General features: G+C 71.4%; 12 protein-coding genes. 4 read left to right on the forward strand and 8 right to left on the reverse strand.

Going from position 1 to position 15,630, the window contains the following annotated elements; translation table 11 throughout:
* Window positions 1-2: 2 nt before the first annotated feature.
* Window positions 3-2,642 carry a protein serine/threonine kinase AfsK gene (afsK, locus tag KI385_RS19880; protein ID WP_238573505.1) on the reverse strand — a complete coding sequence of 880 codons (2,640 nt, stop codon included), beginning with the start codon at window positions 2,640-2,642 and terminating at the stop codon, window positions 3-5.
* Between the two features lie 948 nt (window positions 2,643-3,590).
* On the opposite strand from afsK, the gene KI385_RS19885 reads away from it, so the two are divergent.
* The gene (locus tag KI385_RS19885; protein ID WP_238573507.1) at window positions 3,591-4,238 is read left to right on the forward strand and encodes a TetR family transcriptional regulator; all 648 of its coding nucleotides are present in this window, start codon (window positions 3,591-3,593) and stop codon (window positions 4,236-4,238) included.
* Between the two features lie 230 nt (window positions 4,239-4,468).
* Here KI385_RS19885 and KI385_RS19890 read toward each other — a convergent pair whose 3' ends face one another.
* The 4 genes from KI385_RS19890 to KI385_RS19905 form a co-directional block, all read right to left on the reverse strand.
* The gene (locus KI385_RS19890) at window positions 4,469-4,939 is read right to left on the reverse strand and encodes a nitroreductase family deazaflavin-dependent oxidoreductase (protein ID WP_238573508.1); all 471 of its coding nucleotides are present in this window, start codon (window positions 4,937-4,939) and stop codon (window positions 4,469-4,471) included.
* Window positions 4,939-6,261, reverse strand: coding sequence for an acyl-CoA dehydrogenase family protein (locus KI385_RS19895; protein WP_238573509.1), 1,323 nt, complete (start codon window positions 6,259-6,261; stop codon window positions 4,939-4,941). Before KI385_RS19895 ends, KI385_RS19890 begins: the two co-directional genes overlap by 1 nt.
* A 231-nt stretch (window positions 6,262-6,492) precedes the next feature.
* Window positions 6,493-6,996 (reverse strand): allene oxide cyclase barrel-like domain-containing protein, encoded by a 504-nt coding sequence (locus KI385_RS19900; RefSeq protein WP_425357082.1) that lies wholly within the window; start codon window positions 6,994-6,996, stop codon window positions 6,493-6,495.
* 201 nt (window positions 6,997-7,197) lie between these two features.
* A complete protein-coding gene (locus KI385_RS19905) occupies window positions 7,198-8,877 on the reverse strand; it encodes an IPT/TIG domain-containing protein (protein ID WP_281066881.1) in 1,680 nt (559 codons plus the stop codon).
* Window positions 8,878-9,229: 352 nt separating this feature from the next.
* Between KI385_RS19905 and KI385_RS19910 the strand changes: the two genes are divergently transcribed.
* Window positions 9,230-10,414 carry a thiolase C-terminal domain-containing protein gene (locus tag KI385_RS19910; protein WP_238573512.1) on the forward strand — a complete coding sequence of 395 codons (1,185 nt, stop codon included), beginning with the start codon at window positions 9,230-9,232 and terminating at the stop codon, window positions 10,412-10,414.
* Between the two features lie 36 nt (window positions 10,415-10,450).
* Here the strand turns inward: KI385_RS19910 and KI385_RS19915 are convergent, their stop codons facing one another.
* From KI385_RS19915 to KI385_RS19925, 3 genes are all read right to left on the reverse strand, one after another.
* Window positions 10,451-11,608 carry a macrolide family glycosyltransferase gene (locus KI385_RS19915; protein ID WP_238573513.1) on the reverse strand — a complete coding sequence of 386 codons (1,158 nt, stop codon included), beginning with the start codon at window positions 11,606-11,608 and terminating at the stop codon, window positions 10,451-10,453.
* Between the two features lie 373 nt (window positions 11,609-11,981).
* Window positions 11,982-12,758 (reverse strand): VOC family protein, encoded by a 777-nt coding sequence (locus tag KI385_RS19920; protein ID WP_238573514.1) that lies wholly within the window; start codon window positions 12,756-12,758, stop codon window positions 11,982-11,984.
* Window positions 12,759-12,836: 78 nt separating this feature from the next.
* A complete protein-coding gene (locus tag KI385_RS19925; RefSeq protein ID WP_238573516.1) occupies window positions 12,837-13,469 on the reverse strand; it encodes a TetR/AcrR family transcriptional regulator in 633 nt (210 codons plus the stop codon).
* 169 nt (window positions 13,470-13,638) lie between these two features.
* Between KI385_RS19925 and KI385_RS19930 the strand changes: the two genes are divergently transcribed.
* Window positions 13,639-14,097 (forward strand): DUF4267 domain-containing protein, encoded by a 459-nt coding sequence (locus KI385_RS19930; protein WP_238573517.1) that lies wholly within the window; start codon window positions 13,639-13,641, stop codon window positions 14,095-14,097.
* A 123-nt stretch (window positions 14,098-14,220) separates the two neighbouring features.
* Complete coding sequence (locus KI385_RS19935; RefSeq protein ID WP_238573518.1) at window positions 14,221-15,630, forward strand: FAD-dependent monooxygenase; 1,410 nt, start codon at window positions 14,221-14,223, stop codon at window positions 15,628-15,630.

Consider the following 15,630-nt stretch of genomic DNA (forward strand, 5'->3'; position numbering starts at 1 on the left):
ACTCACGACCGCCGCGCGAGCCCCGTCCCCTTGGCCGCGTCGAGCGCATACACACACCGGTCCTTGCTGCACGCGTAGACCACCCCGCCGACCGCCACCGGCGACCCGGTGATCTCGCCGCCGGTCGCCAGCTTCCAGCGCAGCTGCCCGCCCATCGCGTCCAGCGTGTAGAGACAGTGGTCGGCCGAGCCGAAGTGCACCCGGCCCTCCGCGACGACCGGTGCGCCGACGACCTCGGCGCCGGCCTGGAACCGCCAGCGCGGGGTGCCGGTCACCGCGTCCAGTGTGTAGAGCGCCTTGCCGCTGCCCAGGTGGACCGCGCCGTGCGCGACCAGCACCGGTTCGGTGGACTGCCGCGCCTCGGTGGCGATCCGCCAGCGGTCGCGGCCGTCCGCCGCGTCCAAGGCGTAGACCGTGCCCAGGTAGTCCGCCAGATAGACCCCGCCGCCGGTGACGGCCGGGCCGGGGGCGAAGGCGGGCGGGCTCAGGAACACCGCGGGCGCCTCGAAGTGCCAGCGCACATCGCCGCGCGCGATGTCGATCGCCATCACCCGGGTGCCGGCCACGACGTAGACCACACCGTCCGACGCCGGGAGCAGCCGCATCGGCACCCCGCCGCAGGCCGCCGTGTCGCCCACCGGATACGACCAGCGCTCGACGCCGGTACGCGCCTCCAGCGCCTTCAGCCGCGCGTCGTCCCAGACGAAGACGGTGCCGTCGTGCAGCACGGGACCGGCATCGGCCGTCTCGAAATCGGTCTGCACCCGGTCGATCTGCCACAGCAGCTCACCGTTGGCGGCCTCCCAGGCCTGGACGCCGCCACCGCGCGTACTGGTGACGACGGTCCCGCGGTCGACCGTGAGGGCGTAGACCCAGCCGTCGGTGTTCAGCCGCCAGCGCTCGGTGCCGTCGACGGAATCCAGCGCGTACAGGCTCGGACCGTCCGAGGCATGGATCCGGCCGTCCGCCACCGCCATCGCCCAGGCGACATCACGGGTCTTGAACTTGCGGCGCCCGCTGGCCACATCGAGCGCATGCACCTCGAAGGACGTGACGTAGAGCTGATCGCCGTCGACGGCGGGGGTGCCCCACACATCGTTCGACATCCGGAACCGCCAGGGACGCCAGCGGCCCGGCTCGGCGGGCGGCGCCTCGGGCGGTGCGGCCGGGGCGGCATCGCCACGGGCCGGGCCCTCGCCCACCGGGGCGCCGTTGGCCGGGCCCTGCTGCGGCACACCGGCCGCGGGGCCGCCGCCGGGCGGCCGTACCCAGTTCGTCGCGGCACCGGCCTGCCCGCGTGGCTGCGGGTCCCGGGCGTCGGCACGCGGCCCCGGCCCTATCGGGGCGGGCGAGCCGGCGAGGTGTACGGGGCCGACGGCGCCCTCCGCCGGGGCGGACGCCGGTGCGGGCAGTGCGGCGGCGGGCGGCGCAGCGGAGACCGGGGTGACCCGGGCCGTCGAGGCGTCCGGGCCGAGCGACGCGGGCGGCGGCATCGGGCCGGGGTGGGCACCGCGCGGGTCGCCGCCGCGGTGCGCGCCGGGGCCCGCGCCGAGCTGACCGGGCCAGCCGGACTCGGCGGCGGCGCCCACGGGTGCGCTCTCGGGCCGCGGCGGCGCCGGTACGGGCTGCGGTGCGGGCATCGGGGGCGCCACGGGCGGGGCCGGCGGCGCGGCGGGCGCCTGGCGGCCGGAGCTGCGCCCGGAGCTCGCCCGCTGGGTGTTGTTCGGTACGGCGGAACGGCCGCCGCGCCGGCCCTCGATCAGCGCCACCGCACCGGGCGGCAGCCAGGCCGAGGCCGTACCGCTGTCGTCGCTGCCGGAGCCGAAGAGATGCGGTGCGAGCTGGGACTGCAGATCGGCGGGGGACGGCCGGTGGCCGGCCTCCATCTGCATACACGACTCCATGAGCGGACGCAGTTCGTCCGGCAGCCCGGCCAGGTCGGGGCCCTCGCGCAGCAGCATGAAGACGGTCTCGACGGGGTTGGCGCCATGGAACGGCGCGTGCCCGGTGGCGGCGAAGACCAGCGTCGAGCCGAGCGAGAAGACATCGCTCGCGCCCGTCACACTGCGTGAGTCACGGGCCTGCTCGGGCGACATATAGGCGGGCGTGCCCACGGCGACGTTGGTCATCGTCAGCCGGGTGTTGGACACCCCGGAGGCGATCCCGAAGTCGATCACCCGGGGGCCGTCCTCGACGACCAGCACATTGGACGGCTTCAGGTCGCGGTGCACCAGGCCCGCGCCGTGGATGGACTGCAGCGCCTCGGCGATGCCGGCCGCCAGCCAGCGCACCGCCTGGGCCGGCAGCGGCCCGCACTCATTGACTATTTCCTCCAGGGAGGGCGCCGGCACGTATGCCGTCGCGAGCCACGGCACCGCGGCGCGCGGGTCGGCGTCCACCACCGCGGCGGTGTAGAAGCCGCTGACCGCGCGGGCCGCCTCGACCTCGCGTGTGAAGCGGACCCGGAACAGCTGGTCCTCGGCGAGCTCGGTCCGCACGGTCTTGATCGCCACGCGCCGGCCGGACGCCGAACGCGCCAGATACACCAGACCCATGCCGCCGGCCCCGAGACGGCCGAGCACCTCGAACGGGCCGATCCGCCGGGGATCGTGCTGCGTCAGCTGCTTCAGCTGCTCCACCACTTGCCTGCCACCTCCCCGTGGGGCGAAAAAAGAGACTCTCAAAAGCCACGAGCCGCCGAGAGCCACCGCCCCGTGCAGCGTCTCCCCGCCTGCGGCGAGGACTGTCGAAACGGCCGTACGCGTGCTGATTCTTCCTGGCCGAGCCGATGGTTGCGAACCCGGGGCCTGTCCGCCGTGTCACGGCATACCCCCCGTAGCCCGCACCGGACCCGTTACCCGACGTAACCCAACCCCGCCTGACGTGCTCCGATACGTCCGCCGACGGGTACTTGCCGAGAGGGTTACCGACCGGTTGGGAATCCCCTGCGCGCGACACCGCCCGATATATGGACGTTCACCACTGCGTTTGACGGACGGAAAAGGGCAGCGGTTCGGGCTCCGGGGCGTCCGCGTCCGGTGGCCGCGGTGACCGAAACCTTGCCCTGCCGCCGACCGCGCGCACCCTTCCCCTCCTGGCCATGCCCACCCCCGTCGTCGCTTCCGGCCCCACGGCCCAATTCTGCGCTGTCGAAGGTCATTTCGATGCCATGGCGCCGTGCGTGGCGCTGTGATCGTTGCCCGCGCAGCGAAGAGCGCCGGCCGCCGCGACAGCCATATGTCCAAGCTAGCGCCGGTTCGTACGGTCCGCGCGGCATCGATTCGAACGTGCAAGCGATTCCGCTCGATGGTGCGGGAGGTGGGAGCGGCGGACGAAAGCGCACCTCCGGGCTCAACTGACGATCTTCGTTGCGCACTTGCCGTACGGACAGTGACCGGTTATCCACCAAAGTTGTCCACAGCCTGTTGATAAGACTATTCACCGGTTCGGCCCAAGCCGCGCCGCACGGTCTGCGGCCGCGAGCGGGCCCGCCACCAGCACACGCACGGGGGCCGTGGACCCCTAACTCCCCCATCCCCATTTGCAGGCAGCCAAATCGCGCTCCGATCACCCCTCGGTAAGCTGACGGCATGACAGGACAAGTTCGAACCGTCGACGGCAGAGTTGCCGGCCGCCGCGGACAGGCGACGCGGCAAAAGCTTCTCGACTGCCTCAGTGAAATGCTCAGTTCGTCCCCCTATCGGGACGTCAAGGTCATCGATGTGGCCCGAAAAGCGGGGACTTCGCCCGCTACCTTCTACCAGTACTTCCCCGACGTCGAGGGCGCTGTCCTCGAAATCGCCGAGGAGATGGCCAAAGAAGGCGCCACTCTGACCGATCTTGTCGCCGGACGCTCCTGGGTGGGCAAGTCCGGCTGGCAGGCGGCAGAGGAGCTGGTCGATGGCTTCCTCTCCTTCTGGCGCAAGCACGACGCGATTCTGCGCGTCGTCGACCTGGGTGCGGCCGAGGGCGACAAGCGGTTCTACAAGATCCGCATGAAGATCCTCAACGCCGTCACCAACTCGCTCACGGACTCCATCCAGGACCTCCAGAGCAAGAACAAGGTCGACAAGGATGTGAGCCCGGCAGCCATGGCCGGCTCCATCGTCGCGATGCTCGCGGCGGTCGCCGGCCATCAGAAGGGCTTCCAGAGCTGGGGCGTCAAGCAGGCCGAGCTCAAGCCGAATCTGGCGCTGCTGGTGCACTTCGGTGTCACCGGCAAGAAGCCGACCAAATAGCAAAGCAACCGAGCAAGCAGCCGAGGAAGCGGCCCCAGAAGCAGCCGCGCCTCGAAGTCCCGGTGTTCCCGGGGCGGTTCGCCATCGGTCCTGTGTCCGTCCTGCCATAGCTGTACCGCACACACAGCGGGTGCCGTCCGGCCCCTACGGGGTCCGCCGGGGCACCCGCTGTGCGTGTGTGGGAACCGGCTGCACAGTGCACTTGCCGAATCCTCCGCGCAGCGGCCCGGTCAGCGCCGCTCCAGGCGGAACAGCCGGATCTCCCGCTCCACCCGCGCCTGATACGCGGCGTACGGAGGCCAGAACGCCAGCGCCGCCCGCCACGCCCGCGCCCGCTCCTCACCGGTGAGCAGCCGGGCCCGTACGGGAATGTCCCGACCGCGCCAACTCACCTCCGCCTCCGGGTTCTTGAGGAGATTGCCGGTCCAGGCCGGATGCCCCGGCCGCCCGAAATTGCTGCCGATCAACAGCCAGCCGCCGTCCTCCTGCGGCACGCAGGCCAGCGGGGTACGCCGTGGCTGTCCGCTCCTGGCCCCGGTCGCCGTGAGGATCACACCCGGCAGCATCTGCGCGCTAAGCAGCACCTTGCCGCCGGTCAGCCGGTGCACCGCGCGGTCCAGGGCGGGAACGAAGTGCGGGGCGATCCGGGCGAACGTACGGGTCGCGGAGATCTTCTGGAGCAGCCGCTCACCTGGTGGCATCACACATCGACCGCCTCTCGGGTACCGGCCGTCACCGGCGCACCGGGCGCCTGTCCGCCCCCTCCGGCCCCGCCCGTGAACAGCCCCGCCTCCTCGGCGGCCCGCGCCCGCAGCCGGTGTACGGGCCCCAGCAGCAGCTCGTCGCAAGCCGCCCGCTTGAAGTACAGATGCGCCTCGTGCTCCCAGGTGAAGCCGATCCCGCCGTGCAACTGCACCGCCTCGGCCGCCACCGCGCGCAGCGTCTCCAGCGCCTGCGCGAGCGCCAGCGCACCCACACCGGGCTCGGCCGCACCGCAGGGGCCGACGTCGGCGCGCGCCCCGGGCCGCCCGCGCCCCGCCGACCAGGCCGCGTAGTACGCCGCCGAGCGCGCCGCCTGCAGCGTCACATACAGGTCGGCGAGCCGGTGCTGGACCGCCTGGAAGGAGCCGATGGGCCGGCCGAACTGCGTGCGCTCCTGGACGTAGCCGACGGTGCGGGCCAGCGCCGTATCGGCCGCCCCGACCGCCTCGGCGGCCAGCGCGGCGGCCGCCGTCGCTCCGGTCGCGGCGAGCGCCCGGGCCACCGCCGCCCCGTCGCACCGCCCCTCCCCCAGCAACTCCGCTTCCACCTCGCGCAGTTCGAGCCGCGCCTGCGGCCGGGTCTCGTCCAGCGCGGTCTGCCGGACCCGCAGCAGCCCGGGGACGCCGGCCGCCCCCTCGCCGCGCCCCGGCCCGGCCGCCCGTACGAGAAAGAGCAGGGTGCGGCTGCGCGCGAATCCACCGGTGTGCGCGGCCACCACCAGCACATCGGCGGTGTGCCCGTTCAGCACCTGCCCGGCCTCCCCGTACAGCCGCCAGCCGGTGCCCTGGGCGCGTGCCTGGATGCCGCCGGCCCGGCCACCGCCCGCCCAGTCGCCGTCGTTCGGCCCGGTCAGCGCGAGTGCGGTGGACAGCCGGCCGGCCGGTACGGCGAGCGTCGCGGTCAGCTCCCCGGCGGCGATGGCATGCAGCAGCTCGGTGCGCTGCCGCTCGCTGCCCAGCGCGAGAATCAGCGGGGCGGCCAGCGCGGCGGTGGCGATCAGCGGCGAGGGAAGCACGGCGCGGCCGGTCTCCTCGCAGGCCAGGGCGAGTTCGGTGGGCCCGCAGTCGGCCCCACCGTAGGCGGCGGGCAGCGCCAGCCCCGGCAGCCCGACCTGGGTGGCGAGCTGCCGCCAGAGCTGCTCGTCGTAGCCCGGTGGCGTGCGTACCGCCGCCTTGACCTCGTCCGGACCGCAGCGTTTGTGCAGCAGTTCGCGCAGGGTGCGGCGGATCTCGTGCTGCTCCTCGGTGAACGCGGCATCCATCGGCGGGCTCCTCCCGGCCGTGCGACAACGCCCGTCCGGTCCGACGGGCCCCCGCTTCCGATCTGACGGGCCGTCATAGTAGGGACGGGCGGTGCACTTTCCTAGGGAGTGTTCGCAAAGTCCCGGCCGCGTTCGCGGAGGAACGGCGTCGATCGCGACTGCGGGGCCGGCCGGTTTCCCGGACGAGCGGCCCCACGATGCGTGGGGCCGCCCTGGGTGCCTTCTGCCCGGTCAGCGGACGAGATGGACGGTGATCGTCGTTTCCGTGTTACTGACGTTGTCGGCGTGGACGAAGCCCTGGGCCGTGCGGTAGCGCCCGGTGCCTCCGGTGATCGCGAGGTCGATGTTGCCGGGCCCCGCAGCTGTGACGGTGAACCGGCCTTCCACCGTGATCTGCCCCAGGGGAAGGGCGAGATCGGCCGCGCACTGGAGGTCGAACTCGTCCATGGGAGCGGTGCGGGTCAGCGTGCAGATCTGACTGTAGGTGCCGACGGCGACGCTGGCGCGGAAGAGATTCCCGGTGATGACGAATTCGTCCCCCTGGCTGGGCCCGGACGACCCGTCCACATCGACGAAAGTGCCCTGCGTCTGCTTCGCGACCAGCTGGAAGACTTCCTCTCTCGGAGGATAGGAATCGCCGCCGGAACCGGTGGCGGCCGACGCCGGGTGAGAGCAGAAAAGGAGGGCCGCCAATCCGGTGGCCGCACTCAGACCGACATGCTTGAAGTGACGCACGGTTTTCTCCTGTGGGACTTGAAGGGAAATGCACTGGCTATGTGCCATGAGATGCACTGATTCCCGGATCGATATCGCGTGGGCGGTATGGCCCGCGAATCCCGCTCGGCCATCGATCCGGCATTCCGGCGGCCGAGTTCTCACCACGCTCCGGCGCCGGTCGTGCATGCCGGCGCTGCCCGGTCGCTGTGCCCGGGTGGGTCAGACGCCGGGTCCGGAGACGTAGGTGAACGATCCCGATGCGGTGCCGCCGAGGCCGGTGACGGTGACGTCGAAGGTGCCTTCGGTGGCGCTGGGCGGGGACGAGGCGGTCACGGTGGTGTCGGAGATGACCGCGAAGGGCGCCGGAATGCCGTGGAAGGTGACCTGTTCGGTGTGGCTCAGGCCGGTGCCGGTGATCGTCACCCCGGTGCCGCCGGAGGTCGGTCCCGTACCGGGGCTGACGCTGGTGACAGTGGACTGGCCGACGTAGGTGTAGGTCAGGCCGTCGGCGCTCCCGCCGCTGGTGATCACGGTGACGGCGACGCCGCCCGGCGCCGGGGCACCGCCGGCCCTGACGGTGACCTGGGTGTCGGAGACGCGTTGGATGACGGCTCGGGTGGTGCCGAAGTACACGTCGATCGCTCCGGCGAGGTTGTGGCCGGTGATGACGATCTCCTGGTCGCTGCCCGAGACGGGACCGGTGGCGGGGCTGATACCGGTGAGGGCGGGCACCGGCATGTAGTAGAAGGATCCGAGGGTGCCGGTGCCGCCCGGGGTGGTGACCGTCACGGGGACGGCACCGGAGCCGGCGGGGGCGGTGACGGTCACCGATGTCGCCGTGTTGGCGGTGATGACGGCCTGGGCGGTGCCGAAGTGCACGGCGGTGGCGTTGGCCAGGTGGTGACCGGTCAGAGTCACGGTGGTTCCGCCTGTCGTGGGCCCCTGGTCGGGGATCACGGTCGTCACCATGACTCCGACGGTGCCGGCATTGGCGTTGCCCACATAGGCGCGTGTCCCGTCGGGGAAGACGGCGATGCCGGTGGGGCCGTCTCCCGCGCCGATGTTCTCGACGACGGTGCGGGTGGCGGTGTCGATCACACTCACCGTGTCCGGTTCGGAATTCGCCACGTACAGATGGGAGCCGTCGGGGCTCAGCGCCAGGAAGCGCGGCTGGGCGCTGACGCCGATGGTGTCGGTGACGGTGTTCGTGGCGGTGTCGATCACACTCACCGAGGAGCTGCCGGCGTTCGTCACGTAGACCCGGGCCCCGTCGGAGCTGACCGCCAGCAGGATGGGGACGTCGCCGGCGACGATCGTGGCGACGACGGTGTTCGTGGCGGTGTCGATCGCGCTGACGGAACCCGAGAAGCTCGCCACATAGGCGCGGGTCCCGTCCGGGGTGACGACCACGCCGGTCGGCCCGGTCCCGACGGTCACGGTGCCGGTGACGGTGTTGGTGGCGGTGTCGATCACACTCACCAGGTCCGTGGTCTGCAGCGTCACGTAGGCACGGGTGCCGTCCGGGGTGAACGCCACCAGCGTCGCTCCCGCCCCTACGGGGATGTCCGCGACGATGGTGTTCGTGGCGGTGTCGATCACACTGACCAGACCGTCGCCGGCGACGGCCGCATACACGCGGGTGCCGTCCGGACTGATCGCCACGCCCGCGAGACCGGCCCCCGTGGGGATGGTGTCCGTGACGGTGTCGGTGGCGGTGTCGATCACACTCACTGTGTCCGAGCCCCGGTTGCCCACATAAGCGCGGGCCCCGCCGGGTGTCAGGACAATTGCCCCGGGTGTATTACCCACGGGAATGACGGTCCCTGCCGCGAATGCGGCGAATAATTCGGAGTCGCGCACCCCGGCAGGCGCCGGCGGTTGCGAGGTATAGGCGAACATGACACTCCCTAAGGTCGACGGGACGACCTTGTCCCGCACACGGAAATGTCTGCTCCGCCGTATGGGCTGACAGCGAGCAGGCGTCCGGCCTCAGGCCGGACGGAGAAATGCACACAGCGATGTGAGAATACCCTCCGCCTGAAATCCTTTAAAGCCCTCTCCGTAACTCCGATTCTCCGATAATCGTTTTACGCTGCCTTCCCTGAACAGCATCACTGCCGCACCCTGCCGCCCGGCGGATCGCGGTCCGGGCCCCTCGCGCCCACATCGGGCGACGCACCCTCGGAGGGCCGGGCGGCAGCCGCAGTCCATGCCCTGCCCACCCCAACTGATCTGATGTACCGTCAGATTCATGACTTCAGGGACCCCTTACGGGAAGCGCAAGGTCGCCGTCGCCGGAGTTGCCCTGTCCGACTGCGGACGTGTGGACGAGGCCACCCCGTACACCCTGCACGCCCAGGCCGCCCGCCGGGCGCTCGCCGACAGCGGGCTGGACCGGTCGGTGATCGACGGCTTCGCCTCGGCCGGACTGGGCACCCTCGCGCCCGTCGAGGTCGCCGAATATCTGGGGCTGCGCCCCACCTGGGTCGACTCGACCTCGGTCGGCGGCTCCACCTGGGAGGTGATGGCCGCGCACGCCGCCGACGCGATCGCCGCCGGCCACGCCCATGCCGTACTCCTGGTCTACGGCTCCACCGCCCGCGCCGACATCAAGGCCGGGCGCCGCACCTCGAACCTCTCCTTCGGCGCCCGCGGACCGCTCCAGTTCGAGGTCCCCTACGGGCACACCCTGATCGCCAAATACGCCATGGCCGCCCGCCGCCATATGCACCAATACGGCACCACACTGGAGCAGTTGGCCCAGATAGCGGTCCAGGCGCGGGCCAACGCGGCGGCCAACCCGGACGCCCTGTACCGCGACCCGATCACCGTCGACGAGGTCCTCGCCGGCCCGATGATCGCCGACCCGTTCACCAAACTGCACTGCTGCATCCGCTCCGACGGCGGCTGCGCGGTCCTGCTCGTCGCCGAGGACTACGTCCCCGATCTCGCCAAACCGCCCGTATGGGTGCTCGGTTCCGGCACCGCGGTCTCACACACCACCATGTCCGAGTGGGACGACTTCACCGTCTCCCCCGCGGCGGTCTCCGGCCGTCTGGCCTTCGAACGCGCCGGCGTCCGGCCCGCCGAGATCGACCTCGCCGAGCTCTACGACGCCTTCACCTATATGACCCTGGTGACGCTGGAGGACCTGGGCTTCTGCGCCAAGGGCGAGGGCGGCGCATTCGTCGGGAAAGGGCGGCTGCTGCGCGACGGTGAGCTGCCGGTCAACACCGACGGCGGCGGTCTGGCCGCCTGCCATCCCGGCATGCGCGGCCTGTTCCTGCTGGTGGAGGCGGTACGCCAGCTCCGCGGCGAGGCCGGCCCGGACCGCCAGGTCCGCAAGTCCGACGGCGGACTGCCCCAGCTCGCGGTCGCCTCCGGCACGGGCGGCTGGTTCTGTTCCTCGGGAACGGTGGTGCTGGGGCGGGGGTGAGGGGCCGGCCCGGGAACCACCCGGGCCGGCCGCTCCTCACTTCCGGCCCAGCCGCTCCTCGATCAGGTCGGCGGCCCGGCGGGCGCCCCCCTCGGCACGGACCTCGGCGCGCAGCTCGGCCGAGCGGGCGGCCACCCGAGGATCGTCCGTGAGCTGCGTCAGCGCCGTACGCAACGCCTCCGCCGTGGCATCCGCGGTGTCGATACGGCGGGCGACGCCCAGCTCGACCAGCTGGTCGGCGTTGGCGAACTGCTCGGCGCCCTGCGGCACGGCGATCATCGGCACACCGGCGTACAGCCCCTCAGCGCTGCCGCCCATCCCGGCATGCGTCACAAACGCGTCCGCCTGCTCCAGGATGGCCAACTGCGGTACCCAGGACCGTACTTCGATGTTCGCCGGGAGCCCGTCACCCAGCTCCGCCGGATCGGTGTACGCGCCGATCTGCAGCACCACCTGCCACCCGGGCAGCTCCCCGAACGCGGCCACACACTGCCGGTAGAACTCCGGCTGCCGGGTGTACGCCGAGCCCAGCGACACCAGCAGCACCTTCTCGGCACCGGCCGGCCGTGTCCAGCCGCCCTGCTCCGCGCGGTCGCCCAGGCACGGCCCGACAAAGGTCACCGCGTCGGTGTCGACCCGGTCCGCATGCGGCTGCATGGCCCGCGGGATCATCGCCAGCGCCCGGCGCGGCCGGCCGGAGAACGCGTCGACGTCCGTGGTGACCGCACCGCACCGTGCCAGCCAGGCGGCGAACCGCGCCCGGTAGACATCGGCCCCCGGCAGCCCGGCGAACAGCGCGGCGAACTCCTCCTGGGCGCCCTCCCAGCCCACAAAGGTCGGTGACAGCTGGACGAGGTCGCGGCGCTGCGACTCTGCCAGCGCGCGGGCCGCGTAGGCGGCGATGTCGTAGAGGTAGAGGTCGGCGGGGTCGTCGTCGTACGCCGCGTGCAGCTGCGGCAGTACCTCGATCGCGTCGTCGAGGAAGAGGGAGGAGGCGGCGATCGGGTCCTGCGGCCAGTCGTTGTCGGCGACCGGCAGGGTGGAGGTGTAGCGGACGAACTCGGTGCCGGTGGGGGCGATCAGCGCGGCGGCGTGGTCGGTGTTGGCGTAGGTGACGCGATGGCCGCGGGCCACCAGCTCACGGATGATCTCCAGGCTGGGCAGCACATGGCTGACCATGGGCGCGCCGATCATGGCGATATGGGCCGGCGCATGGGCAGAGACCGGCGCATGGGCAGAGACCGGCGCATGGGCAGAGACCGGCGCATGGGCAGAGACCGGTGCATGGGCAGAGACCGGTGCATGGGCAGAGAGACGCATGGGAGCAGGACTTCCTTCGGTACAGAGCTACGGCAGGGAACACGGAAGCCCGACCGCCCGGGCGGCGCCGCGCGGTGCCGGCCGGGAAGCCGGTCGCGCCGGGGGCACGCCTGGGTGCGGGCGGGCGGGGCGGGTGACCGCCCTCGGCCGTGTCAGCCGTAAATCTGGTGAAGGTGCATGGGGGCAGCGTAGCCAGGCCGGCCGGCGACGGGCGAACGGTTTTTTCCGTCACCGGCGGCCGGGGCGCCTACGCGGCGGCCGGGCGGGTGATGACGTTGAAGACCGTGCCGAACGGGTCGGTGATCTCGGCGATACGGCCGTACGGCAGGTCCGACGGGGTGCCGGCGGTGCCGCCCGCGGCGACCGCGCGCGCCACGAGGTCGTCGGTGTCCGCGACCTCGAACACGGTCTGCCAGCGGGCCGCGGGGGCCGCCGGATCGCCGAAGACTCCGCCGACCTCATGGCCGTCGGGGCGGCGCAGGAAGGTGAAGTCGAAGTCGGGGGGCAGGGTGTCGTTGCCGTCGAGCGTGAAGTCGAATGCGCCGGTGTAGAAACGGCGGGCGGGCCCGGGCGCCGGGGCGACGAGGTCGTTGCGTACCAGCGTGCACGGCTCGTTGACCAGCTCGCAGCCCGGCAGCGTACGCCCCTGCCAGAGGCTGAAGCGGGCGCCGACCGGGTCCGCCACGACGGCCGTGCGGCCCAGGTCGGCCACGTCCGACGGCGGCGCGAGCAGCGTCCCGCCGCCGTCCGTGATCCGCTTGGCCGTGGCGTCACAGTCGTCGGTGGCGAGGTACATGTGCCACCAGGACTCGCCCTCGACGTCCGCGGCGGAGGCGGCTCGCAGCGCCGCCACCCGCCGCCCGCGCAGCAGACACATCGTGAAGGGGCCGGTCGCCGTCGAGCGCTCCGCGTACTCCCAGCCGAACAGCGCGCGGTAGAACACCTTGGCGCGGTCGAGGTCGGGGACCGCGAGGTCGATCCAAGTGGGCGTTCCGAGCGGCTGGTTGGTGCTGATCTCGCTCATCGTCGGCTCCTCGCCTGTTCGCGTGCGCGGTGACACGGGCGAGGCCGACGTTAGTGAGGGTCGAGGACAGAGGATGTCCTACTTGGACACTTCGCCGGCGAGACGGGCGATGAGCAGGGCGATCCGCTGGTCCTGATAGCCGTCGCCGTCCCGCAGCCGGCCGTCCCGGTCGAGCGTGACCAGACCGTGCAGCGCACTCCAGCCGACCTCGGTGAAGGTCTCGGGGTCACCGTCCGTCCCCGCCAACGGGCCGAAGACCGCGAGGAGTTCGACGAAGGCGTCCTTGAGCGGCTGCGGGGAATCCATGCTGCCGAAGGAGAGGTCGGTGGCGAGCGTGAACATCGCGTCGTAGAGCGCCTGGTTGGCGCGGGCGAATGCGGCGTACGCACGGGCGACGGCGAGCAGCGCGGCGTGCTGGGCGCCTTCGCCGGCCGTGGTCCGGGCTACCTGAGTGGCCTGGGTGGCTTTGGTACGTGCCAGCCGGGTGGCCTCCGCCAGTTCGGCGAAGCCCTCCAGTGCCACCGCGTTGACGATCGCCCCCTTGCCCGCGAAGTGGCTGTAGAGGACCGGCTGGCTGTACTCGATCCGCTCGGCGAGGCGGCGGGTGGTGACCGCGCCCCACCCCTCGGTCTCGGCGAGCTCACGCGCCGCCTGAACGATCAATTGATGCCGCTGCGCCCGCTCGCGCTCGCGTCGCTGCTGAATGGCCATGGGCAAAATTCTAGCACTGCTAGCCAACCGAGCGTTGACCGTGCTAGCTTCGCTCTCAGATCTAGCAGCGCTAGATCTTCCGCACCTCCCGCAAGTCGGCCTCGCAAGATGACCCGCGAGACGGCTCCGAAAGACGGAAAGACCCCACCGAGTCGAGGAGTGACCCGTCATGTCGTTCACCCAGTCGTTCTCCCTGTCGCTGAAGAGCGTCGCCAACGCGCTCACCGTCATCGCCTCCGCCGGCATCGCCTACGTCGGCGTGAGCTATCTGATCGACCCGGCCGGCACGGCCCCCGGCTTCGGCCTCCCAGCCTGGCCGCACGGCGACGCCGCGGCGTTCCTCAACATCAAGGGCGTACGCGATGTCGTCACCGGCATCACCTGCCTCGCCCTGCTGCTCACGGGGCAGCGCCGCGCCCTGAGCACGGTCATGTTCGCCTTCACCCTCATCCCGCTCGGCGACGCCACCGTGATCCTCGGTCATGACGGATCGCCCGCCGCCGCGTTCGGGATCCATGTCGCCACGGCCGTACTCGTCGCGGCGACGGGCTTCACCCTGCTGCGTACGAGCACACCCTCCGGGCGCACCGAGCGGACCTCCATCGCCGGTTCTATACAAGCGTCATAGACAAGCGTTTAAGACATCCGTATAGTCGGGGATACCGGTCAGCGAGTGCACCACGACCGAGCGCCGTCGCGACCGCGCGGCGCAGTCCACCAGGAGCACCACGGCCCCGAAGGGAACCCTGATATGTCCGGCGCCGCCTCGTCCCCCCGCACCACACCTCGCACCGTGCTGATTTCCGGCGCGAGCATCGCCGGCCCGGCACTCGCCTACTGGCTGCACCGCTACGGCTTCGCCGTGACCGTCGTCGAGCGCGCCCCCGAACTGCGGACCGGCGGCTACAAGGTCGACATCCGTGGCGCGGCGATCGAGGTGGTCGAACGGATGGGCATCCTCGAGGACATCCAGCGCGCCAGCACGGACATGCAGACCGGCGCGTATGTGGACGACGAGGGCAAGCGGATCGCCACCCTCCCCGCCGACATCTTCGGCGCCCGGGTCGACCGCGACGACGAGATCATGCGCGGCGAGCTGGCGCGCATCCTCTACGACCGCACCCGGGCGGACGTCGAATACCTCTTCGGCGACTCGATCACCTCGATCACGCCGATCACCCCGCTCGCTCCGGCCACCTCAACCACCTCAACCACCTCGATCACCTCGATCACGGGGCGCTCGGACGATCACCACGACAGCAGCGAGGCCACCGCCGACGGCGTCGAGGTCACCTTCGAGCGGGGCGCACCCCGCCGCTTCGACCTCGTCGTCGGCGCGGACGGCCTGCACTCGACCGTCCGGCGACTCACCTTCGGCCCGGAAGAACAGTTCGTACGGCACCTCGGTGCATATATCTCGGCCTTCTCCATGCCGAACGAACTCGGCCTGGACCGCGAGGAGTTGTACCACGCGGTGCCCGGCAAACTGATCTGCGCCTACAGCTCGGCCGGGGACCCGGCGGCCAAGGGCCTGCTGGTCTTCCGTTCGCCACGGCTGACCTACGACCACCGGGACACGGCACAGCAACTGGCCCTGGTGGAGGACGCGTTCGACGGGATCGGCACGGAATCCTCCGCCGTCGGCGGCTGGCGGGAGGTCCCCCGGCTGCTCGAAGCGGCCCACAAAGCGAGCGACTTCTACTTCGACGGGATGCAGCTGATCGAGATGGACCGCTGGTCGCGCGGGCGGGTGGTGCTGCTCGGCGATGCCGCGCACTGCGCCTCGCCGGCGTCGGGGCAGGGTACGGGGATGGCGCTGGTCGGCGCGTACGTCCTGGCCGGGGAGCTCGCGGCGGCCGGCGGCGAGCCGGAGCAGGCCTTTGCGCGCTACGAGGAGCAGATGCGCGGCTACGTCGAGGTCAATCACGCACTGGCGCGGAAGTTCGCCCAGGAAATGACGGTGGACACACGGCGGCAGATCCGGTTCCGGCATCTGATGATGCGGATCCTCCCGCACATGCCGTGGAAGAACCTGGTCGCGAAGAAGATCGCCGAGGATGTGCAGCGCGGCGCCCATGCGATCACGCTCAAGGACTATCCGGTGCCGGGCAGGGCCGCCGGTCCCGCTCCGGTCGCCGCCCGCCCCGCGTACGCTGCCTGA

This window comes from Streptomyces inhibens (assembly GCF_022221585.1).
Classification (GTDB): Bacteria; Actinomycetota; Actinomycetes; order Streptomycetales; family Streptomycetaceae; genus Streptomyces; species Streptomyces inhibens.